At 35.7% G+C, this 21,714-nt stretch carries 15 protein-coding genes; 14 read left to right on the forward strand and 1 reads right to left on the reverse strand.

Annotation, left to right across the window (positions count from 1 at the left end; translation table 11 throughout):
• Positions 1 to 325 precede the first annotated feature (325 nt).
• The 14 genes from JST55_14290 to JST55_14355 all read left to right on the forward strand — a co-directional run bounded on the left by JST55_14290 (position 326) and on the right by JST55_14355 (position 20,032).
• Positions 326 to 3,739, forward strand: a complete 3,414-nt coding sequence (locus JST55_14290) for a S8 family serine peptidase (GenBank protein ID MBS1494680.1) — start codon at positions 326 to 328, stop codon at positions 3,737 to 3,739.
• A 595-nt stretch (positions 3,740 to 4,334) separates the two neighbouring features.
• Complete coding sequence (locus JST55_14295) at positions 4,335 to 6,770, forward strand: choice-of-anchor J domain-containing protein (GenBank protein ID MBS1494681.1); 2,436 nt, start codon at positions 4,335 to 4,337, stop codon at positions 6,768 to 6,770.
• 286 nt (positions 6,771 to 7,056) lie between these two features.
• Positions 7,057 to 9,195 (forward strand): choice-of-anchor J domain-containing protein, encoded by a 2,139-nt coding sequence (locus tag JST55_14300; protein ID MBS1494682.1) that lies wholly within the window; start codon positions 7,057 to 7,059, stop codon positions 9,193 to 9,195.
• Positions 9,196 to 9,425: 230 nt separating this feature from the next.
• Positions 9,426 to 10,724 (forward strand): T9SS type A sorting domain-containing protein, encoded by a 1,299-nt coding sequence (locus JST55_14305; GenBank protein MBS1494683.1) that lies wholly within the window; start codon positions 9,426 to 9,428, stop codon positions 10,722 to 10,724.
• A 208-nt stretch (positions 10,725 to 10,932) separates the two neighbouring features.
• A complete protein-coding gene (locus tag JST55_14310; protein MBS1494684.1) occupies positions 10,933 to 12,903 on the forward strand; it encodes a T9SS type A sorting domain-containing protein in 1,971 nt (656 codons plus the stop codon).
• A 12-nt stretch (positions 12,904 to 12,915) separates the two neighbouring features.
• Entirely contained in the window at positions 12,916 to 14,247 is a 1,332-nt protein-coding gene (locus tag JST55_14315) for a T9SS type A sorting domain-containing protein (GenBank protein MBS1494685.1), read from the forward strand.
• 11 nt (positions 14,248 to 14,258) lie between these two features.
• Positions 14,259 to 15,578, forward strand: a complete 1,320-nt coding sequence (locus JST55_14320; protein MBS1494686.1) for a T9SS type A sorting domain-containing protein — start codon at positions 14,259 to 14,261, stop codon at positions 15,576 to 15,578.
• A 78-nt stretch (positions 15,579 to 15,656) separates the two neighbouring features.
• Positions 15,657 to 16,058 carry a T9SS type A sorting domain-containing protein gene (locus tag JST55_14325; protein ID MBS1494687.1) on the forward strand — a complete coding sequence of 134 codons (402 nt, stop codon included), beginning with the start codon at positions 15,657 to 15,659 and terminating at the stop codon, positions 16,056 to 16,058.
• A gap of 27 nt (positions 16,059 to 16,085) precedes the next feature.
• Positions 16,086 to 16,802, forward strand: coding sequence for a hypothetical protein (locus JST55_14330; GenBank protein MBS1494688.1), 717 nt, complete (start codon positions 16,086 to 16,088; stop codon positions 16,800 to 16,802).
• Between the two features lie 389 nt (positions 16,803 to 17,191).
• Positions 17,192 to 17,371 (forward strand): hypothetical protein, encoded by a 180-nt coding sequence (locus JST55_14335; GenBank protein ID MBS1494689.1) that lies wholly within the window; start codon positions 17,192 to 17,194, stop codon positions 17,369 to 17,371.
• A 12-nt stretch (positions 17,372 to 17,383) separates the two neighbouring features.
• Complete coding sequence (locus JST55_14340) at positions 17,384 to 17,860, forward strand: low affinity iron permease family protein (GenBank protein MBS1494690.1); 477 nt, start codon at positions 17,384 to 17,386, stop codon at positions 17,858 to 17,860.
• Between the two features lie 43 nt (positions 17,861 to 17,903).
• Positions 17,904 to 18,509, forward strand: a complete 606-nt coding sequence (locus JST55_14345; protein ID MBS1494691.1) for a ferritin-like domain-containing protein — start codon at positions 17,904 to 17,906, stop codon at positions 18,507 to 18,509.
• Between the two features lie 211 nt (positions 18,510 to 18,720).
• Positions 18,721 to 18,981, forward strand: a complete 261-nt coding sequence (locus tag JST55_14350; GenBank protein MBS1494692.1) for a hypothetical protein — start codon at positions 18,721 to 18,723, stop codon at positions 18,979 to 18,981.
• 613 nt (positions 18,982 to 19,594) lie between these two features.
• Complete coding sequence (locus JST55_14355; protein ID MBS1494693.1) at positions 19,595 to 20,032, forward strand: OsmC family protein; 438 nt, start codon at positions 19,595 to 19,597, stop codon at positions 20,030 to 20,032.
• Positions 20,033 to 20,585: 553 nt separating this feature from the next.
• Here the strand turns inward: JST55_14355 and JST55_14360 are convergent.
• On the reverse strand, positions 20,586 to 21,164 hold the full coding sequence (locus tag JST55_14360) for a hypothetical protein (protein MBS1494694.1): 579 nt from the start codon (positions 21,162 to 21,164) through the stop codon (positions 20,586 to 20,588).
• Between the last annotated feature and the right edge of the window lie 550 nt (positions 21,165 to 21,714).

Consider the following 21,714-nt stretch of genomic DNA (forward strand, 5'->3'; position numbering starts at 1 on the left):
AAAAACTTTTAAAATTTTCAGCCATGAAAACACTTTTAAAAGAATTCATTCAGATGCTCTTCCCTATTACTACTTTGTTCCTTCTCTATGTTGTATTTTATTTAGTTATCAACAGCATTGCAAAACACTAAGAAAAATTCCGGCTCCCTTTTTCTTTAAATTGTTAGGATTTTGTTAGGATTTCTATTAGATTTATTACAGAAATAGTTTTTTGAAGGAATTTCCCGGCACTCAGCCCCCATTGTCCGTTCAGGATGTATTAAACTACTCTACAATTTTCCGGATTAAATATTTTTTTAATTTATTATAAACTATTATTCAAAACATGAAAAGTATTTTTATTGCTTTATTTTCTCTTATGTTCATCAGCGCAGCTTTGCCGCAGGATTATTATTATTACTTTGGAAAAAAGATTGAACTCAACAGACGTGAAGATAAAGCCGTCATTGTTACAAATGAGCTTGGACAGAATAAAGCCTCAATGGAAAACGAAATTAAATCGGTTCTTGATGCAGGCGACGAATTAAAAAATTCTTACAACAACACATATGAAGTAATTTTCAAAAATAATTTCGGAGCCCAAAAAGTTCAGAACTTTGTAAACAGATTTGCGGGAAGAGAAAACTTAATAAAATTTATTGCTCCTGCTTACTACACTGATAATCTGAAAATAACAATTATCTGCGCAGATGAATTTATGGTAAAGCTTAAAAGTGAAAATGACAGAAACAAACTTGATCTGCTGAACATTCAAAACGGAGTTCAGATAGTTGAAAGCTTCCCCGGAAGCAGAATGTTCAATATGAAAACATTCAACGGTAACTCTAAAACTTCACTGGAGCTTTCCGATATTTACTTAGCAACCGGACTATTTGAATACGCAGAGCCGAATTTTATTTATCCTGATTACTGCTTACTTAATTTTACACCCAACGACCCGTTATATACTTCACAATGGCATTTGAATAATACATCACAAACAGTTACTCCAAACCCCGGCGGATATAACGGAGTTGACTCAGCCACTTACAAAGGAATTACCGGCTCTGATATGAAAGTTAATCTTGCATGGAATTTTACTACAGGAGATGCAAGCCTTGAGCTTGGAGTTGTAGATACAGGAATCGATTCGACACACCCTGACCTGCGCTTGAACTTACTTGCAGGATACGACGGAGCATATAATGTAAACACCGTGCCAAGAGATTCCAACGGACATGGAACATGTACAGGCGGACTGGTAGCAGCAAGCGGTAACAACGCATTGGGTGTAACAGGAATTGCATACGGATGTAAGCTGCGTTCATACAGAATTTTTAACGGCGCAGGCTCTGCTGCAAACTCTTACATAACAAGAGTATTCCAGAGAGCAAAAACAAACGGTGCAGCAGTATTAAGCAATAGCTGGGGAGGCGGTTCACCTGCATCATCAGTTTCAAATGCAATTGATAGCTGCGCACTTTACGGCAACAGCGGTAAGGGCTGCGTAATATTATTTTCATCAGGGAATGAAGGAAGAAATCCCCCGTCATATCCATCTTATTTAAGGAACGTTGTCTGTGTCGGCGCTTCAACAGCATCTGACCAGAAAAAAGCTCCCGGAAATGCGCAGCAATTCTGGTGGGGCGGCAACTACGGAAGCGCGATTCAGTCAGACGGCTCATCATCTTACTTCGGAGATATTGACTGCGTGGCACCGACAATTACAGTTACAACTGATATTCAGGGAACAGGTGGTGATAATACTGCTGCAGGAACAGCCGGAGATTATTATTATGCATTTAACGGAACGTCATGCTCATGTCCTAATGCAGCCGGTGTTGCAGGGCTTATATATTCAGTAAATACTTCGCAGACTGCTGCACAGGTAAAAGATGCGTTATTAAGAGGCTGCGATAAAATTGATAACATCAGTTACGATTCTGCTAAAGCATACGGTCAATGGAATGAATATTTCGGCTACGGCAGAGTAAATGCTTACAACTCGGTAAGACTTGCAGCAGGCGTGGATGTAATTCCTCCGACAATAAAACATGCCAATATAGAGTCAAGCAATTCAACTTATCCTTCTGCAGTTACAGCTGCAATTACAGATTTAGGCGGCGGAAGTGTTGATAACACTTCACCAAAAGTTATTTACAGAACAAATAAAAATAATGCAGGCTGGTCTGCATTCGATACTGTTTCGTATAGTTCACTGGCAGGAAGCGTATTCGCATTTAAAATTCCGGGCTACGGATGGGAAACACAAGTGCAATATTATTTAACAGCAAAAGATAACAGCGGAAATACAGCATACTTCCCTATTCACGCGCCGGATACAACAAATTTATGTTACTATGCAATTGGAAATATTCAGAGTGTTACACAGAAAATAACGGGACCGACTTCAATTCCGACATCATCGTATGTTTACACCGGAACAACAACATTTGCATCATTTAAAATCTTAAAAACAAAAGTTAGATTATCATTAAGACACACAAGAGTCTCAGATATAAACGTTGCTCTTGTAAGTCCGTTGACAAGCATGAACGCAACCTTTGGTATGAAGTGTCTTTTCAGTGAAAACAGTTCCGGCACAACTACAGGAATTTCAAATCCAACAATAACTGATTCCGCTTCATCATTCTGGAACGGGTTAACTCAACCATATACAAGCGGACTTGTAAAGCCGGATTATTCTTTTGCGGGATTTAACGGAACAAGTTCGGCAGGAGCATGGAAGCTATTAATTTATGATGGCGTTACAGGTACAGGCGGAACTTTTGATAGCTGTTCAATAACTTTATATAAAACTTCAGGAACTACAAGCCCTTCAGCAGGATTTAATACTGCTTCAGATTCCATCTGTACATTTAACGGAACACAAACAGATACGATTAATTATTATTTAAAAAACAGAGGCACTGCATCACTTACAATTTCAGGCACAACTTTCAGCGGGACATATGCATCCAAGTTCTCATTGATTTCATCTCCTGCTTCAATTGCTGCGGGAGACAGCGGGCTCTTTAAGATAAGATGTAATCCGCTTGCACCAAAACCTGTTAAAGGAAATGAACAGCAATTTGATAACTCAGAAAACGCAACACTTGATATAACCACAAATGATCCAAGCAAACCAACATTAAAAGTATCGCTGCAGACACCTGACCCGCTGCCTGTAGAGCTTGCTAACTTTACATCATCTGTAGATAGAAATAACGTAAAGCTAAACTGGACAACTACGTTTGAGCAAAACAATTCAGGATTTGATATTGAAAGAAAATTAGTATCAACTAATGAATGGGTTAAAGTAACGAACATTTCAGGAGCAGGAAATTCAAACACACAGATAAATTACTCATACAGCGATAACTTTATTTCAACAGGAAAATATAATTACAGGTTGAAGCAGATTGATTTCAACGGCAACTATAAATATTATGAGCTTGCAAATGAAGTGAATGTAGGAATACCAACACAGTTCAGTTTATCACAGAACTATCCGAATCCTTTTAATCCTTCTACGAAGATCAATTATGATTTGCCGTTCGATAGCAAGGTAAGCATTAAGATATTTGATTTAACCGGAAGAGAAATATCTTCAGTTGTAAATCAGGTGCAGCCGGCAGGTTATTACTCCTTAAATTTCAATGCATCAAATTTAGCAAGCGGGATTTATTTTTATTCAATAATAGCTGAAGGCGGGAATAAATCTTTTGTGAAGAGTATGAAAATGGTTTTAGTCAAATAATAATTGATAAAAAGTAATTTGTAAAAAAAACTCCTGTCGGGAAATCGGCAGGAGTTTTTTCTAACAACAGTTCGATAAATGATATAAAACTGTATTATAAGTGAACATTATCTGCGGAATAAATGGACAAAATATTATTCCTTATTTTTGTTAGGATTTTGTTAGGATTTTTTTTACTTTTATTATATAGATTTTTTTAACAAAACCTTGAAAAGTTATGTACAAATATTTCAATTTTAGAATTAAAAAAAACTATCCAAAATCTAACGGAATTCAAAATACTAAAGGACATTTTGTTTTCTTCAAATTCCCCCTCTCGAAATATCTCGCAAGCTTAGTCTGATTACCAAATACTTTCATTTCTTTTTTACCTGATTCATTTTGATAATGAGATAATTCATTATTGTATCTGCCGATATTATATTTCAATTCGTTGATACCATTCTGTTAACTGAAGCTCATTTTCATTTCAGGTCAAAAGAACATTTTAATTTCAGCTTTCCAAAATTTTTTATTTACCATACACCATTTAATTAACGGATATTCCGTTAAAATTTTAAATTTATTATTTAAACTATAAAAAAGGAAACAACAAATGAAAAAGTTACTATTTTTTCTACTATCTATTGTTTTACTTGGAGCACTAGATTTGAATGCCCAAATTAAACTTCAGGAAGGATTTGAAAACATTACATTTCCTCCAACAGGATGGTCAACAAAAACTATTAGCGGAACTGTTAACTGGACTAGAAGTACAGGTCAGTTTCATAGCGGTACAGCAAGTGCTTTTATCAACTATGAAACTCCCGGGCACGAAAACTGGCTGGTTACAAAACAATTCAGCGTAGGTTCAAACGATACATTATCATTCTGGGTACGTAAGCAATATACTACTGATTACGGTGATCATATGGATATTTTGCTTTCAACAACGGATACAGCAGTAGCAAGTTTTACAAATAATCTTGCAACAATTGATGTCGGCGCGCTGGCAAACTCAACATGGGTAAATTTTAAATATTACCTTGGAGGCACATTCAGTGGAAACGTATATGTTGCTTTCAACCACTATGATGTTGACGGTAACGGCTGCTGGTTGGATGATGTACAGGTTGGAAATGCAGTATTGAATGACGCAGGAGTATCTGCCTATTCATCACCGCTTCCTCCATTCTGCCCGGGCTCAACAATCAGTCCGACTGTAACGGTTAAGAACTATGGCGAAGCTCCGCAGACAGTTATTCCTGTTTATTACACTTTAAACGGCGGTGCCCCTGTAGGACCTGTATCAACCGTAGGTCCAATTGCGCAAAACGGTACTGAGAACGTAACATTCACAGGACCTATGGCAGCAGTTGTGAATGCCGGAACAAACACTTTCAGATTTTATACAGTTTTACCCGGTGACCAGGATAATTCAAATGATACAGCAGTTACAATTGTAAATGTTACTTCAATTTCATCTTTCCCATATTTTGAATCCTTTACAAATCCTGCCAGCTGGACAACAACAGGAACGGCAATGTGGGGTTCATACGGCGGAGCCGGATTAATCAATCCGAGCGGTGCAACCGGCGATACAGCTGTATATGCAAATTTTTATAACGTATCATCAGGAACAGGAAATCTTGTTTCACCAATTTTTAATTTTTCCGGTTTAACAAAACCTGTTGTCAGCTTTTATGTTGCCTATCGTTCATATTCAGGAGATGATGATGCGCTGCAGGTACTTGTTTCTACAGATGCAGGAAATACATGGTCTGCACCTGTATATAGTAAATCAAGATTAAGTACTCCATCACTTTCTACAGTAGCTGATTCTACAGGAGCATATCTTCCAACGGTAAGCTCTCAATGGAGACATGAGACCATTGACCTTACTGCTTACGCCGGACAAAGTTGCGTGTTAATTGCTTTCTCTGCAATTACTGCTTACGGAAACAACTGCTGGGTTGATGACTTCAGCATTACAAACGCAACTGACTTCCAGACACAAACCATAAATGCTACGGGACCGGTTATATTTACAGGTTCATTTGATTTAGGAACAAATTATAATCTTACTGCAAATATGACTTCCATAGGACCGGCAGGTGGAAACATAAACTTTGAAAGAAGCAAAACTGCTCCAACAACTCTTGTTTCCCCGGAAATTGCAGTGAATGCAGCAGCTACATCTCCAAGCGGCGCAGTATTACAGCCGACTCATGTTTCACCGGACGGATATTACACTCTTTCCTATGACTACAGCAATCAGGCAACTTATGATTTGAGCATCGATATTACCGGTTATACAGGAGTAGCAGATGCAGATAAGTTATACATTGTAAAAAGAGCAGATGCAAATGCTTCCTGGGTTTGCTTAAATACAACAAGAGTAGGAAACGTTCTTACCGCATCAGGAATTACAGGATTTTCACAATTTGCAATTGCAGGAGATGTAGATAATCCTCTTCCTGTTGAACTTTCATCTTTTACATCTATCGTAAATGTAAGAAATGTAAACTTGAAATGGTCAACTGTTTTTGAACAAAACAATGCAGGGTTTGACATTGAAAGAAAAGCTGTAACATCTGAAGTATGGACAAAAATCGGAAATGTTTCAGGAAACGGAAACTCTACAATTGCAAGAAATTATTCTTACTCAGATAATAATCTTCAGACAGGAAAATATAATTACAGATTAAAACAAATTGACCATAATGGAAACTTCCAATATTACGGGCTTGCCGGTGAAGTTGTTGTTGGTGTTCCAAGCAACTTTGCTTTGAGCCAGAACTATCCAAATCCTTTCAATCCATCAACAAAAATTAATTACGACTTACCGTTCGACAGCAAAGTTTCAATTAGAATCTTTGATATGACAGGAAGGGAAATGAGTCAGATAGTAAACCAGACTCAGCCTGCCGGATATTATACGGTGCAATTCAATGCTTCATCACTTTCAAGCGGAATTTATTTTTATTCTATAAACGCTGAGGGCGGAAATAAATCTTTTGTGAAGAGTATGAAGATGGTTTTAGTCAAATAATATTTTATTAAAAATAATTTGTTATAAAAAGCTCCTGTCGGGAAACCGGCAGGAGCTTTTTTATTTCAAAATGTACAGTTTTGAAACTCATAATATATATGGAGTTTGTTCTTCACATAATTTGTTTGAAATTTTGGGTTAATTTTACAAAAGTTGGCTGATTAGTTTTATCAGCAATTTAATTAAAAAATAAACCTATTAGTTTTTTGTTAGGATTTTGTTAGGATTTGTTTTAGTTTTATATATTAAAAATTTTAACTAAAACCTAAAACTAAAACGTCCTCTAATGAAAAAAATTATTTTATTTTTTATTGTGATGCTGACTTTTATTTCCTCAATGGAATTGAAAGCTCAATATACAATTAACGAAGGATTTGAAGGAGTTACTTTTCCTCCGGCAAACTGGACAACAAAGATGTATATTTCCGGAAGTGTTCAATGGGTGAGAAGCACTTCTCAGAAAAACTCAGGAACAGCCAGCGCATTTGCGAACTATGGTCCTGCTGCAGGAAATGAAGTTTGGCTTATTACACCGAAAGTTCTTGTAAGTACGGGAGATTCAATCTCCTATTGGGCAAGAAAACAATATACGTCAAATTATGTACCTGACTCATTAACAATTCTTATTTCCACAACTGATACTGCAAGGTCATCATTTACAACTCTATACACCATTGACGTTAATACTCTTCCGGCTCCTCTTGCATTCGGTTACAGAGCTGCAAGCTTAAATGCTTATGCTGGTCAGCAGGTTTACATTGCATTCAAACATTACGACCAGGACGGAAACGGCGTATGGCTTGATGATGTAAAAGCAGGACAGCCTGCATCTGTTGATTGCGGAGTTTCATCAGTTGGAACCACAGGTACAGTATATTCAACCGGAAATAATACTGTTACACCTTCAGGTACAGTTAATAACTACGGCGGTTCAACTGCAACCTTCACAGTAACAAGAAGAATTTCTCCGGGAGGCTATGTAGATACACAAACAATTACAAATTTAGCATCAGGCGGCAGTCAGGTTGTTAACTTTACAAACTGGAGCTATACTGTAAATACATTATATACAATTAAAGATTCAGTTTATATTTCAGGTGATGTAAATCATGCCAATGATACATTAACCGGATTTTTAACATATGCCACACCTAAAACAACATTGGTGTATAATGTTGACCAAAGAAGCAGAGACTCAATTGTTACTCATTTAAATGCTTCCGGTCTTTCCGGCCAATATAACGAAACCTCAACCTTTCCATCAATTAGTTTGTCAAACTGGACAACTCTTATCGTAGGATTTGGAAATGGTTCATCATGGTCTGCTGCATTCAGAGATTCATTAAAAGCTTATCTTGATGGCTCAACTGCTCCGAATAAAAGAACTCTTATTATTTTTGGTAATGACTTAGGGTATGCTAACGACCCGAGAAGAAATGCATCTGCCTTAGCAGGTGATACAGTTTTCTACAGACAATATTTACATGCTCAATACTGGACTGATGACTGGGTAGATAACTTCACAGCTTCAGATAGTACATTAAAAGGTATTGTTTCACCTTTCACATCAATCACTGGACAAAGAGTTAACGATCCATATCCGGATTGTGTAGCACCGGCAACATGGAATACAGGCTCAGGTACATTAACATCTGCATTAATTCCTGTCACTGAATCCGGCGACGGAGATTCTTGTGCAGCTATTGCTTACAGCGGAACAAACTATAACGTATTCTACGGTTCAAATGTTTATTACGGATATGTGCCGACCGTCAGCGGAGCTCTTTCACCGCAGGGCGTTGTATTCAATATCATCAGAAATTATGTTGAAAATAACGGCGGTCAACTTCCAGTTGAGTTAGCTTCGTTCACATCTTCTATCGATAACAGAAAAGTAACATTGAACTGGTCAACAACTAATGAAGAGAACAATGCAGGATTTGAAATCGAAAGAAAATTAACAAGCGCAACAGTATGGACAACTGCAGGACATGTAAACGGCGCAGGAAATTCCAACACTGTAAGAAGCTATTCATTCTCAGATAACAATCTTAGCACAGGAAAATATAACTACAGACTGAAACAAGTTGACTTCAACGGTAACTTCAAATATTATGATTTAGCAAATGAAGTAAACATCGGAGTTCCAAACAAATTCAATTTAGCTCAGAACTATCCGAATCCTTTCAACCCGACAACAAATATTAATTACGACTTACCTTTCGATAGCAAGGTCGCAATCAAAATATTTGATATCACAGGCAGAGAGGTTGCTTCAATAGTAAACCAGGTTCAGCCTGCAGGTTTCTACTCTGTAAACTTTAACGCATCAGTACTTTCAAGCGGAGTTTACTTCTATCAGATAAACGCTGATGGCGGTAACCAGAACTTCGTTAAGACAATGAAGATGATGTTAGTCAAATAACAATTAGTAATTTACAATTAACAGATCAATACATCTTTAATTTTATAAAAACTCCCGATGGTGAATGCCATCGGGAGTTTTTTTTTGTTAATTGATGAACCGGCAGGAGCATTTTTTTATTGAATACCCTCTTATAATCCACGCTTTATACCTATTATTTACCTATCTCTTTAATAAATTAGTCTTTAAATTTCATTTGCAGCTCAATTTATTTAAAAGGAAACTAGACTATGAGATTTCTTTTCCTACTTTTCTTACCACTACTATTTATTACTCCTATTCAGGCACAAAACGGATGGATGCAGGTTTACAGCAAACCAGGACTTACTTTAAAAAAAGCATTCTTCATAAATCAAAGTACAGGCTGGATTTGCGGAGATTCTGGTAGAATTGTAAAAACAACTAACGGCGGATTTACATGGAGTCTGTACGAATCCGGCTCATCGCATGCTTTCAACGATATTTTCTTCATAGATGAAAATAAAGGCTGGGCAGTTGGGGGGACAAAGAACAGTAGCGGTTTTAGTTATACTGTTGTGGCTTTTACAAATGATGGAGGTAATTTCTGGAACGTAAGTACCGGAATGAATTATAATAACGCAAATAAATTTGTGTATTTTTCAAACGCTTTGAACGGCTTTATACTTGCAGGAGGAAGCTCAGGAGGAAGCTTAACAGGCGCAGTTACAAAGACAACAAATGCAGGGGTAAGTTGGAACACCTCAGAGACAATAACCTCTTATAATCTTCTTAAAAAAGGAAACAGTGAAACAATATGGCTAGGTTATCAGAAATGGGCTGATGCAGGCTATTCCAACGGAGACTCTGTTTTTATTCAGACATCTACTAACGAAGGAAATACCTGGCAGACAAAATCAAAGTTTAACGGTTATCAGATTTTTGAAGTAAGTATGCAAAATGAAAACAGTATTGATTTTATTGTACGACCTTATGTTTCAGGAGGAAATAAATTATTGCTACGCTCTACTAACGGTGGAGTGAACTGGTTTGCCGATTCGCTGAATTTCGGTTTTACTGTAAGCGGAGTATCATTCATAAATAATAATACCGGATGGATTTCTGCAAACGGAAATTTATATAAAACTACAAATAACGGAGTTAACTGGATTAACCAGTTATCAGGATTTACAGGTACAGTTTTTATGAAAGACTCGGTAAATGGAATTTGCTATGGAAGTAACGGAAAAATTTTCATAACAGGGACAGGTGGTGTAACAAATATTATTTCCGGCAATGGGATGCCAAATGCTTTTTCCCTTTCACAAAATTATCCGAACCCGTTTAATCCATCTACAATTATCAGTTATCAATTAGCAATTAACAGCTTTGTACAATTTAAAATATATAATGCGCTTGGTAACGAAGTGCAGACTTTGGTAAACAAAAAACAAAATGCGGGAAGTTACTCTGTTGATTTCAACGCTACGTCGCTGCCGAGCGGAATTTATTTTTATAAACTTGTCACTGAAAAATTTTCAGAGACAAAGAAAATGATTTTAATAAAATAAAGACTAAATCACAGATTGCGATGATTTGAAATGATTAATATTATTTACAAAAATAGAATTTACTTTTCATTTGAATCATGATTCATCAGTGTAATCAGTGGTTAATACCACGAGTAAAGTAATTTTAATTAAGTAAGAATTGAGCTTTATATTCATAAATTTTATAACAAAATACTTTTTCCAAAAAGTTAAAACCGATGGAGGTTTTATGAGAAAATTATCTTTTATTTTTTTAACAATTTTTATTTTTGTAAGTGCTGAATCATACAGTCAATCTTCCGATTCCCCTATTCTTACAAAAGTAGTTCAGGTTTCTTATGATAGGAACTATTACGACTTACAGTCTAACGGCAGCCCTCAGCTTATCTGGCAGGATCCTGCTCATCCTTCAACGCTTTATACCGTTTATACAACTTCATCGCAGCTAACAGGATGGAATGACAGGTCCGTTAAATATTTTTATACTACCGATGGCGGTGATAACTGGTCAATAGCAGAAAGTGTTACATCAGGCGAAGTCAGCGATTACCCTGCAATCACCGGACTTAGCTCAGGTGCAATTATTATCGCATTAAATAAATACACTAATGGCATTGCGCAGACACAGATTTACCAGGAGCTTTTCCCTCAGATAGGAATTTTCTCAAACGCAAACCCCGGCGGCGCAAACAATAAGTACTTATGGCCGCGGATTGCCCCCACGGTAAACGGCAATCCTAATCAATATGTTTTTCTTGCTTCATCATCTTTTGAAGACTCCAGTTTCTACAATATAAAACTGACAAACTCATTTAAAGGATATAAGCAGTTAAACGCAAAAGCCGGTGAGAGTTATGCAATAGGAACAAGTACAAGCGGTCTTATTGGTATTGCCTATGTAGCAGGTGGAAACAATTCTGCTAACTATGGAGATGTTTTTTTTATGGAATCAAGCGATAACGGAAATACATTTTCAGTCCCGTTAAAAATCTTTGATGCAAATTTTTCAGGTGATTCGTTGGGAGGCTTCAAAGGAATTTCTATTACATACCAGGGTACTTTACCGCAGGTTGTATTTGAAACTGTAAAACAAAAAACAAACGGAGAGTATTTTCCGGAATCTCCGAGCAAAATAAGATACTGGTCAACAAATTTGCAGGGTGCAGACCCTAACCGTTCTATCGTCATCGCTGATACTTCAAAAGTAACTTTTGCCCCTGCTAAAGGAACGCTGGACTTTGAAGCTCCGCTTTGCAGACCTAGCATCGGCGTATCAGGCAAATATATTTTCTGCGCTTTCATTGCGCAAAGCACTACACTTGGCGGAAGCAATAACACAAGCTATAACGATATCTATCTTACATACTCTACAAACAATGGAGTTAACTGGACAAATCCCTCTAAAATTGCCGGAGGAGGGACAGTCCCCTACAGATATGACTTCACCGCTCCCAGTATTGTGCCCAATAATTATGTATCAGGCGCAGAGCCCGGAGGAGTTACATATTATCTGAACATGACTTTCCAGCGGGACAGCATTCCGGGAAGCAATGTGAATACAAATGATGCAGCAACCAATGCAAAACTATTTTATTATCAGAGGATGTTTATGTACGCGGCAGCTCCGGTGCTGGCTGCTCCGCCTAATAATAGTACAAATAATTCAGTCACTCCTGTTTTCAGCTGGAGCGGTGTTGGAGAGTACTATGTCCTGCAAGTTTCTCTTCAACCTGATTTTTCTTCAATCCTTCATGTACACTATGGGGATTTTAATGACGGAAATACATATCAAATGCCTCCCGGTATATTACAAAATGAAACAACTTATTACTGGAGAGTTATGTCATATTCTCAGGGAATTGAAGGACAATGGTCAACTATATTTAATTTCAGAACAGGAGTATCAGGGATAAATAATATTACATCCGAAATTCCAAAAGAGTATAAGCTTTATAATAATTATCCTAATCCTTTCAACCCAACAACAAAAATAAAATGGGATTTACCATTTTCAGGATTTGTAAAATTAAAGATATATAATGCAGTAGGTATTGAAGTTGAATCAATAGTGAACGAGAAACAAAATGCGGGAAGCTACGCGGTAGATTTCAATGCTGCTTCCCTGCCAAGCGGAATTTATTTTTATAAGCTTGTTACTGAAAAATTTTCTGAGACAAAAAAAATGATTTTAATAAAATAAAAAATTAAAGCTATGAGAAAGCTGTTTTTATTTTTACTGTTAACCCTTTTTATTAGTGAAAGTTATGCTGTAAACGGATGGTTTGCCCTAAGTGTTCCTATACCTTACATTTCGGATATTCAGTTTATTAATTCTCAAACAGGATTTATAACCGGGCTATATGGCAAGTATGCAAAAACAACTGACGGCGGACAGACATGGACAGCTTTTACAATCGGAGATTCAACCATTTCACTTGGCTCAATAAATTTTATTAATGAGAATACAGGATGGATGAATGGTAATCAACCTAACGGCTTCCCTATCTGGCCAAATAGAAATTATATGTACTCGACTACTAACGGCGGAGTCAACTGGACAGTTCGCAGTCAGTCTGACGGCGATGTTTCTAGCTGTGATATTTACATGACGGGCAAAGATTCATTAGTGGTAGCAAGTTTAGGTTTTTCAGATTTTGGTTCTGTAGGAGGTTTATCTTACAGCTTTAACGGCGGAACATTATTTAATCCGGCAATAGTAAATACAAACGGAGCGCAATTTTACGGTCTTCAATTTTTAAATAATATTACCGGCTATGTTGTTTCGTGCTACGATTCCGATACGGGTCCTTATTATAACAGAATTTATAAAACAACTAACAGCGGCGCTAACTGGAATCCCATTTATAAAGATAGTGTACAGCCTCCACGCCTGCTTGGTTGTTTTTTTGTCAATTCAAATAAAGGATATTTATGGGCAAGGAACTCAAAGCTGGCAGTTACAACAAACTCAGGCGCTAACTGGAATTTTATCAATACTCCTATTTACAGTCAAATAAATTCAATGCACTTCTTTGACGAAAATACAGGTTATGCAGGTTTTACATTCAATTCACAGGATACCATGGGACTAAAAAGAACAACTGACGGCGGCTTCACCTGGATAACTATGACTAACAGTTTATTAAAAGGTATAAGCAGAATAATTTTTGTTGATAATCTTACGGGATGGGCAACGGGATATTCATCTAACGGAGTCAAGTTGATGAAAACCGTTACGGGAGGTTTGACATCTGTAAATTCTATAGGAAATGTTGTGCCTGATAAATTTTCCCTTTCACAAAATTATCCGAACCCGTTCAATCCGATTACAAAAATAAATTACGAATTACCAATTACGAATTTCGTTTCTTTGAAAGTTTACGATGCTCTTGGTAACGAAGTGCAGACTTTAGTAAACCAAAAACAAAATGCGGGGAGTTATTCAGTAGATTTCAATGCGGCTTCACTTCCAAGTGGAATTTATTTTTATAAACTCGTTACTGAAAAATTTTCAGAGACGAAGAAAATGATATTAGTTAAATAAAAATACCTGCTATGAGAAAGCTAATTTTATTTTTATTGCTATCCCTGCTTAGTAATGAAAGCTATTCACAAAACGGGTGGGTGAGACAGTTTGCGCAAAATTCATTTATTAGAGATGTTGTTTTTTTGACAGGAGATACAGGATTTCTAGCAGGATCAAACTGTATTTTAAAAACTGTTAACGGAGGTGTAACGTGGGTTAATACTGCTCCAGATACTACAATATCATATAACTTTATTTCATTTCTGAATCAAAATACCGGCTATGTTTCAGAAAGGCAAAGCTCTGATTTATATTCTCCTATCAGGATTTACAAAACAACAAATGCAGGAGCACAATGGAGTTTAATCTCTACATCACAAACGTCATTTGGAATTACCGGAATACAACCAATAAATGAAAACGTATTTTATCTCTCAACCGGTTATACTATTTATGGCCCTATCGGTCCGCCTACTCATCTGGGAAGTTTACTAAAAACCACTAATGGAGGTGAATCGTATTCTACTTCATTTTATATTAATGAATATCACAATTTTTACTCCACACAATTTATTAATGAAAATACAGGTTGGGGAATAGTAATGTATGACACTAGCACTACAAAAATGATAAAGACTACAAACGGCGGGCAAAACTGGTTCCTCTCCGATCCAGGATTGCGATCAATTTCAAAGTATCAATTTGTTAATGAAAGTACCGGATATATAATTGGTTTCCCTGCCTCCGGCGGAGGAGTTTTTATTAAAACAATAGATGGTGGAACAAAATGGCAGGAATATAGAACACACGATTCTATTAATGACGGTCCAAGAGCACTTTACTTTATAGATGCAAATACAGGATGGCTTTGCGGAAGGAATTTTTCAATTTCAAAAACTACAGATGGCGGCAATTCCTGGGCTTATAACAGAATTTATCCGCCCTCGTACGGAAATATTAATTTTGTCAAATTTAATAATGACGTAACAGGGTGGATAAAAGGAGACAACAGTTCACAAACAGTTGTTTACAGAACAACAAACGGAGGATTATCTTTTGTAAGTCAGATAAATTCTACTATACCAGAAAACTTTTCCCTATATCAAAATTTCCCAAATCCCTTCAATCCTTCTACAATTATCAGTTATCAGTTAGCAATTAACAGCGATGTTCAATTGAAAATATACGATGCTCTTGGCAATGAATTGCAGACATTAGTAAATCAAAAACAAAATGCGGGAACTTACTCCGTAGATTTCAACGCAGCATCACTTCCAAGCGGAATTTATTTTTATAAGCTAGTAACTGAGAAATTTTCAGTGACGAAGAAAATGATATTAGTAAAATAGATTAATAATTTTTTCTACTGCTATAATTTTTTTTAAAATATAATTTACGACTTTATTAATACTATCCAAATTTATTTTATGTTAAAAATAATAATTATAGCGGCGTTTCTTATATCTGCAGTAAATTCCGGTTATTCCAAAAATTTTAATATTATTAATACCGGTTCAGATAGTCTGAAAATAGAAAAGCAAAACTCCCCTGTTCCCGATAAATTTGATATATACAGTCCGCGTGTTCCGCTTACTCCACAAAAATATATTTTGTTTGATGTTCCTGAAAATTCAGATGTATCTATTAAAATGTACGATTACGATAACAAATTCATTTCAGAGTTAATTAATAAAAATTTTGAAGCCGGTACGTATTATATTGATATGTACAATATCGCGAAATTAAAGTCGTTGCCCAGCGGAGTTTATTTTCTTGAAATGAAGTCGGGAAATTTCAGCAAACAGAAAAAAATAATTTACGTAAAATAAACATTAATTTGTAAATAAAACTCCCTAATGAAAAAAATACTCCTTCTCGCAGTAATATTTTTATTTTTAATAAATTTCAAACAAGCTATTTCTCAGAATGTTTCAGAAACTGAAATTACTAAAAAAAATGATAATGTGAAAAACTCTTTGGAAAAAAATAAATGGGCTTTGCAGTTCACCATTGACCAGAATTTCACTTTGTCAAATTTTGAAGGCAGTATAGCATCAGTGAAAAAGCAATTTAGCCCAAACAGAGCATTAAGATTGGGTTTATCAGTAGAATTCGGACACTCTAACCAAGAGCTAAATAAACGGTCGCTGGTTGATACTACTCAGCCGGAGTTTAGTAAATACACAGACTTTTCAGTTTTTATATATCCTACTTATTTGTTTTATATAAATCCATCATCTGAGGTAAATGTTTATTTCGGCACAGGAATAACTACAGGTGGAAGTTATTACTGGAGGGAGTCGGAACAAAATCTGACAGAAGGCGGCGTCTACTATGCATGGAACAGAACTTACAGCTATGGAGGCGGATTAACAGGTACTGTAGGAGTTGAATTTTTTCCTATGAAAAGCTTCAGCATCATTGCTGAGTATTTTGTAAGTTTGCAATACTCTCACAATGTTGAAAAGTCAGTTTATGATGTTCCTCACCAATATGAAGTTCGTGAATCAACTTATGATGAGTATCAGTTTTTTGGCAAACGGGTGAACTTTGGCTTATCTGTTTATTTTTAAAAAGTACATTAAGGTCTTTCTTATCTTCTTCTTAATTTCCCGGTTTATATTCAGCCGGGATTTTTTTTTGCTTCGTAATTTTTACATCATCTAAAAAATTCCAAATATGTTTTATCCTCATACTTAGACAAACTTGATTTTATTCTGACAAGGGTGACATTATAAATCAGTCATTTTAAATAAATCCTGCAGTAATTTAGTTGTTAATAATTTTTTTGTCTTGCTCATTTTAACCCTGCCTTTCAATTATAATTATATTTTTACAGTACTTACAATAAATTTTTAATGACATTCTGCTCTGCGTCATTAATGGCATAAAATGTGGAATACAATGTAGCAGAAGTCAAAAACTATAAACTACTTTTAAGTGAACTTAAAATCAAAAAATCATGAAAGAAAAATATTTATTACCATGTCTTTTAACTGTTGCAGCCACAGCACTAACAATTTTACCCGGATGCGGAGCAATTGAAGGAATATTCAAAGCAGGATTATGGGTTGGTATTATCGGAGTAGTAGTTGTAATAGGTATTATCACATTACTATTTAAAAGTTTCGGCGGTAAATAATGTCAATAAAAAATGCCAGTAAAAAGAAAAGAAGATAAGGATAAAATTCCGGTGAAGAAGGCAAAGCCAAAAGAAAAAAAAGTTACTACTTTTGAAAAAGTTGCCGGAAAAATTACACAATTCAGCGGAAGCTCATACGCATTTGTAACAGCTGTTGTGCTGGTATTAGCTTGGGTAGTCACGGGACCCATCTTTGACTACTCTGAGACCTGGCAGCTTGTAATTAATACAGGAACTACCATTATTACTTTCCTCATGGTGTTTATAATACAGCATAGTCAGAATAAAGATACATTGGCGCTACAGTTAAAACTCAATGAGTTAATTATTGCAGTTAGCGGTGCAAGCAATGAATTAGTAGATGTTGAAGATTTACGCGAAGATGATCTGAAAACACTGAGAGCACACTATGAAAAAGTTTCGGTATCCCCTATGAATAAAAATTCAAACCTTTTGAAAAAAAAGAGAAAGACAAATTCCAAGAATTAATCAACTAACAACTAATTAATAATTAAATAAAATTAAAAACACTATGGCTAAAATGAAAAATCTCGAAGATTTTTTAATGGACGAGCTTAAAGACATTTACAGTTCAGAAAAACAAATCACAAAAGCTCTTCCTAAAATGGCAAAAGCTGCTACATCACCTGAGTTAAAAGAAACATTTCTAAACCACCTGAAAGAAACTGAAAATCAGATTACAAGACTTGAAAAAATTTCCAAGCTTGCAGGCGGCAGAAGCTTATCAGGTAAAAAATGCGTTGCTACCGAAGGTCTGCTTGAAGAGGGCAAAGAGCTGATGGAAGAAGATGCAACACCTGAAGTAATGGACGTTGCATTAATCTGTGCAGCGCAAAAAGTTGAGCATTATGAAATTGCAACGTACGGATGCGCAGCAACATATGCAAGACTTCTTGGATATACTGAAGTTGAAGAGTTATTGAATGAGACACTTGAAGAAGAAAAGAATGCTGATATAACTCTCTCAACAATTGCAGATGAATTAAATCCTGAAGCAATGAACGGAGAAAGCGATTCAGATGATTCAAGCATTTCAGGCAAAAAATCATCTTCAAAAAGAACAGCTTCAAAAGGGTCTTCAAAAGGAAAAAAGAGTTCTGCAAAATCACGTAAGTAAAAATCAGCAGTAAAATATATTTGTACGTAATACAGAACCCGGGGATAAAACACTCCGGGTTTTTTATTATTAAATTGTCACGCCTGTCATTTCATTGCAAAAAATTTCATATCAACATTGTATTATTGCCATTTCCCTATTGATTTCTCTATTTTTTCATGGCATACGATTTGAGATAATAAATACTATTAATGAAATAAAATAAATCAAAATGGAAAACACAAATAGAGGCACTCAGCAAGGAACACAAAACAATCAAAATCAATCAGGACAAAATAAGACTCAACAAGATACACAGCATAGAAATGACACAATAACCGATAATCAAAGAAAAGGTTCAGATACCGGAAATACGAACGGCAGCGGCGGCAGAGGTGAGAATTCACAAGATGATATGAACAGAGAAAAGAATAGTGTTTCAGGAGACGAAAGCCGGCAAAATGTTGAGTCACCTTCAACAAGGCAGCAGTAACACAAAAAGTTAAATTAGTATTTCCATGACTGGGGTAATGGAAATCTAAGTACAAAACGGAACTTTCTGAAAAGAAGGTTCCGTTTTTTTTTTGGTACAAATGATAAATAAAATCAATGGTTTCCACTACAATAGAATTGTAAATAGAAAAACAATTATATACTTTTAAACTCCCCGAAATGTAAAATTAAATAATATGCTCCCAGATGATTCGAACTTTATCGTATTCGAAGTCTTATTTATTGTATTAGGTATTATAGGATTTGAAACTTTACGAAATTATTTGAAGAGGAAGAAGGAAAGAGAACATTACCACAAGCGTTAAAGGTTACTTTTCCGGTCTTTTATGTAATCATTCTTTTATCGTATTGTTAGGCAAGTTTGCTGAAACAAAACAATACATTTTATTCAATTCATTTCTCACCATTAATTTACTTACTTATTAAGTAACGTATTTCATCTTGCCTTTTATTGTCACCATATTCTGAATTGTCTTTGCATAATGGTGTTCTAATTCTAAATTTTTATTGTGTTATATTTGTTATATTGAACAACTGAAATAAAATTTATTAATCTTAATTATAATCAACCTAAATAAATTTTAAAAATTATGATGACAAGAAAATCTACCGCAGTCTGGCACGGCACCGGAGCCGAAGGAGACGGAATTTTATCAACACCAAGTGGAGTATTAAGCGATACTCCATATTCATTCAAAGCAAGATTTGTAAGCAAGGACGGGGAAGAGACATGGACAAATCCCGAAGAGCTTATTGCAGCAGCGCATGCAGGATGCTTTTCAATGGCATTGAGCTTTCAGCTTACAGGAGCAGGATTTCCGCCGGATGAAATTCATACCGACGCGATTTTATCTATGGAGAAAGAAGATGCAGGATGGGCAATAAAAGGAATAAAGCTTGTTGTAGAAGCAAGCGTACCGAATATAGATGATGCAAAATTTCAGGAATTGGCAGGAAACGCAAAGGCAGGATGCCCTGTATCAAAAGCTTTAGGAGCAATTGATATAACCATGGATGCAAAACTGAAATAATTTTTTTATATTTTGCAAATAAAAAAACTCCTGCTGAATATTTTTCAACAGGAGTTTTTTATAGTGTTAAAATTTGTAATCTCAGTTATAAGGGAGATTAGTTGTTCGCTTCCCCTTTTTCCTTTTGATTCTGCTTCTGACTAATTCAGTCAGGAGGACAACTATAACTCCAATAAGAATCAGGAAAAACCAAATTGAATTATTGTAAACGTACATAACGTTTTATTTAATTCAGAAAATTTTAATTATCACTGTAAACTGCTTCTAATCTTATTTTTCTTCTTTTGAAATAATTTCTTATAATTTCTGCAGATATAATTCCCACGATTAAAATTCCAACTTCAAGTAATATAAAACTCATATCATCAGGTATCATCTCGATTGATAAAATTTAGTGCCATTATAAGGTAGGGTTTCACCCTGCCACTAACAATACCAATCAAAAATATTTTATAGCTTTATGAACTAAAAGTATATAAAAAAACGCGCCGGAACTACGGGACCATTATCCTCCGGCGCGAAGGAGAAACAAATACCAGATAACTACTTATTATTAATTCATTTTTTTTATCACTTCAAAGATATCCTGTACTTCGGCTACCAGAACTGCCTCATAAATTTTCAGAGCTGCATCATCAAGGGAACCCGTAGGTCTTATTACTGTCTTTAAAATCTTTCCGTTGTTGAAATAAACTTCTATGCCGTCTTCACCCGTATCTTTGCCTTCATGTTTTTCACCTTTTTGTAAAAAAGCAAAAACAACAGTTCCGTTCTGTACATAAAATTCCTGTGTGTCTTCACCATAATTTTTCTTCGGATACAGCTGAATTCGTTTCAGCTTATCTCCGTCATAATACAGGTCAGCTTTATCCCAGTTCTTTTTTAGTTTTGGAGTTGTGTTCTCACCTTGCAGGTTAATTTCTTTCTTTGTGAATTTATTGTCACGCAGCATGGCTTCACCCTGCTGTCTGAACTCAGAAATTTTATTAATAATTTGTTCTTCATTAAGCCCAACGTAGTTGCTCGTATCTGTCGTTACGGTGGTTGAAGTTTTTATGGATGTCTTGCATGAATAAATCAGCAGACAAAAAATCATAAGCCCGAATATCAAGATAGTATTTTTCGGTTTCATATATAGGAATTTGAATTTTGAGAAAATTGAGTTGCGTCTTTCAGTGGCGCCGGGTCGATATATTTCAGAAATAAATCGCGGCATTGTTGTGGTATTTGTGTATTACAAAGTTAATTTATCGGGTAAGCGAAAGAAATTCAAAAAGAAATCTCCATAGCAAATGTACTCACGGGCGCCCTTTTCGCCGGAGGCGAAAAGGGTCAAAAATATTTTCATGAAGAATTCATGAAAATATTTTTGCCGTGTCCCGATGGAATCGGGACAGGCGCCCGTAACCCATCATTATTTTTTGCTTCCCATTAACCACCCCCTTAATCCCCCTCCTTGAAAAGGAGGGGGAAATAAACGTCAATACAATTATACTATTTTCAAGTAAATCAAAATAAAATATCTCAGCCAAATATTTAATAATTAAAATAAATGATCCGTGCCACAGAAGCCCCCTCCTTTTCAAGGAGGGGGTTGGGGGTGGTTTACTTTTAAATAAGCTAGAAGTATGTTTTACTTTCTTCCTCCTTTTACCACCCAATTAATCCCTCCCGACTTTGTC

The sequence above is a fragment of the Bacteroidota bacterium genome (assembly GCA_018266835.1).
Taxonomy (GTDB): domain Bacteria; phylum Bacteroidota; class Ignavibacteria; order Tepidaquicellales; family Tepidaquicellaceae; genus JAFDZO01.

Coding starts and splice junctions, on each gene's coding strand:
- JST55_14330 (MBS1494688.1), top strand. CDS start 16,086: ATGAAAAAAATACTCCTTCTCGCAGTAATATTTTTATTTTTAATAAAT.
- JST55_14360 (MBS1494694.1), bottom strand. CDS start 21,164: ATGAAACCGAAAAATACTATCTTGATATTCGGGCTTATGATTTTTTGT.
- JST55_14345 (MBS1494691.1), top strand. CDS start 17,904: ATGGCTAAAATGAAAAATCTCGAAGATTTTTTAATGGACGAGCTTAAA.
- JST55_14325 (MBS1494687.1), top strand. CDS start 15,657: ATGTTAAAAATAATAATTATAGCGGCGTTTCTTATATCTGCAGTAAAT.
- JST55_14320 (MBS1494686.1), top strand. CDS start 14,259: ATGAGAAAGCTAATTTTATTTTTATTGCTATCCCTGCTTAGTAATGAA.
- JST55_14315 (MBS1494685.1), top strand. CDS start 12,916: ATGAGAAAGCTGTTTTTATTTTTACTGTTAACCCTTTTTATTAGTGAA.
- JST55_14335 (MBS1494689.1), top strand. CDS start 17,192: ATGAAAGAAAAATATTTATTACCATGTCTTTTAACTGTTGCAGCCACA.
- JST55_14355 (MBS1494693.1), top strand. CDS start 19,595: ATGACAAGAAAATCTACCGCAGTCTGGCACGGCACCGGAGCCGAAGGA.
- JST55_14290 (MBS1494680.1), top strand. CDS start 326: ATGAAAAGTATTTTTATTGCTTTATTTTCTCTTATGTTCATCAGCGCA.
- JST55_14350 (MBS1494692.1), top strand. CDS start 18,721: ATGGAAAACACAAATAGAGGCACTCAGCAAGGAACACAAAACAATCAA.
- JST55_14340 (MBS1494690.1), top strand. CDS start 17,384: ATGCCAGTAAAAAGAAAAGAAGATAAGGATAAAATTCCGGTGAAGAAG.
- JST55_14310 (MBS1494684.1), top strand. CDS start 10,933: ATGAGAAAATTATCTTTTATTTTTTTAACAATTTTTATTTTTGTAAGT.
- JST55_14295 (MBS1494681.1), top strand. CDS start 4,335: ATGAAAAAGTTACTATTTTTTCTACTATCTATTGTTTTACTTGGAGCA.
- JST55_14300 (MBS1494682.1), top strand. CDS start 7,057: ATGAAAAAAATTATTTTATTTTTTATTGTGATGCTGACTTTTATTTCC.
- JST55_14305 (MBS1494683.1), top strand. CDS start 9,426: ATGAGATTTCTTTTCCTACTTTTCTTACCACTACTATTTATTACTCCT.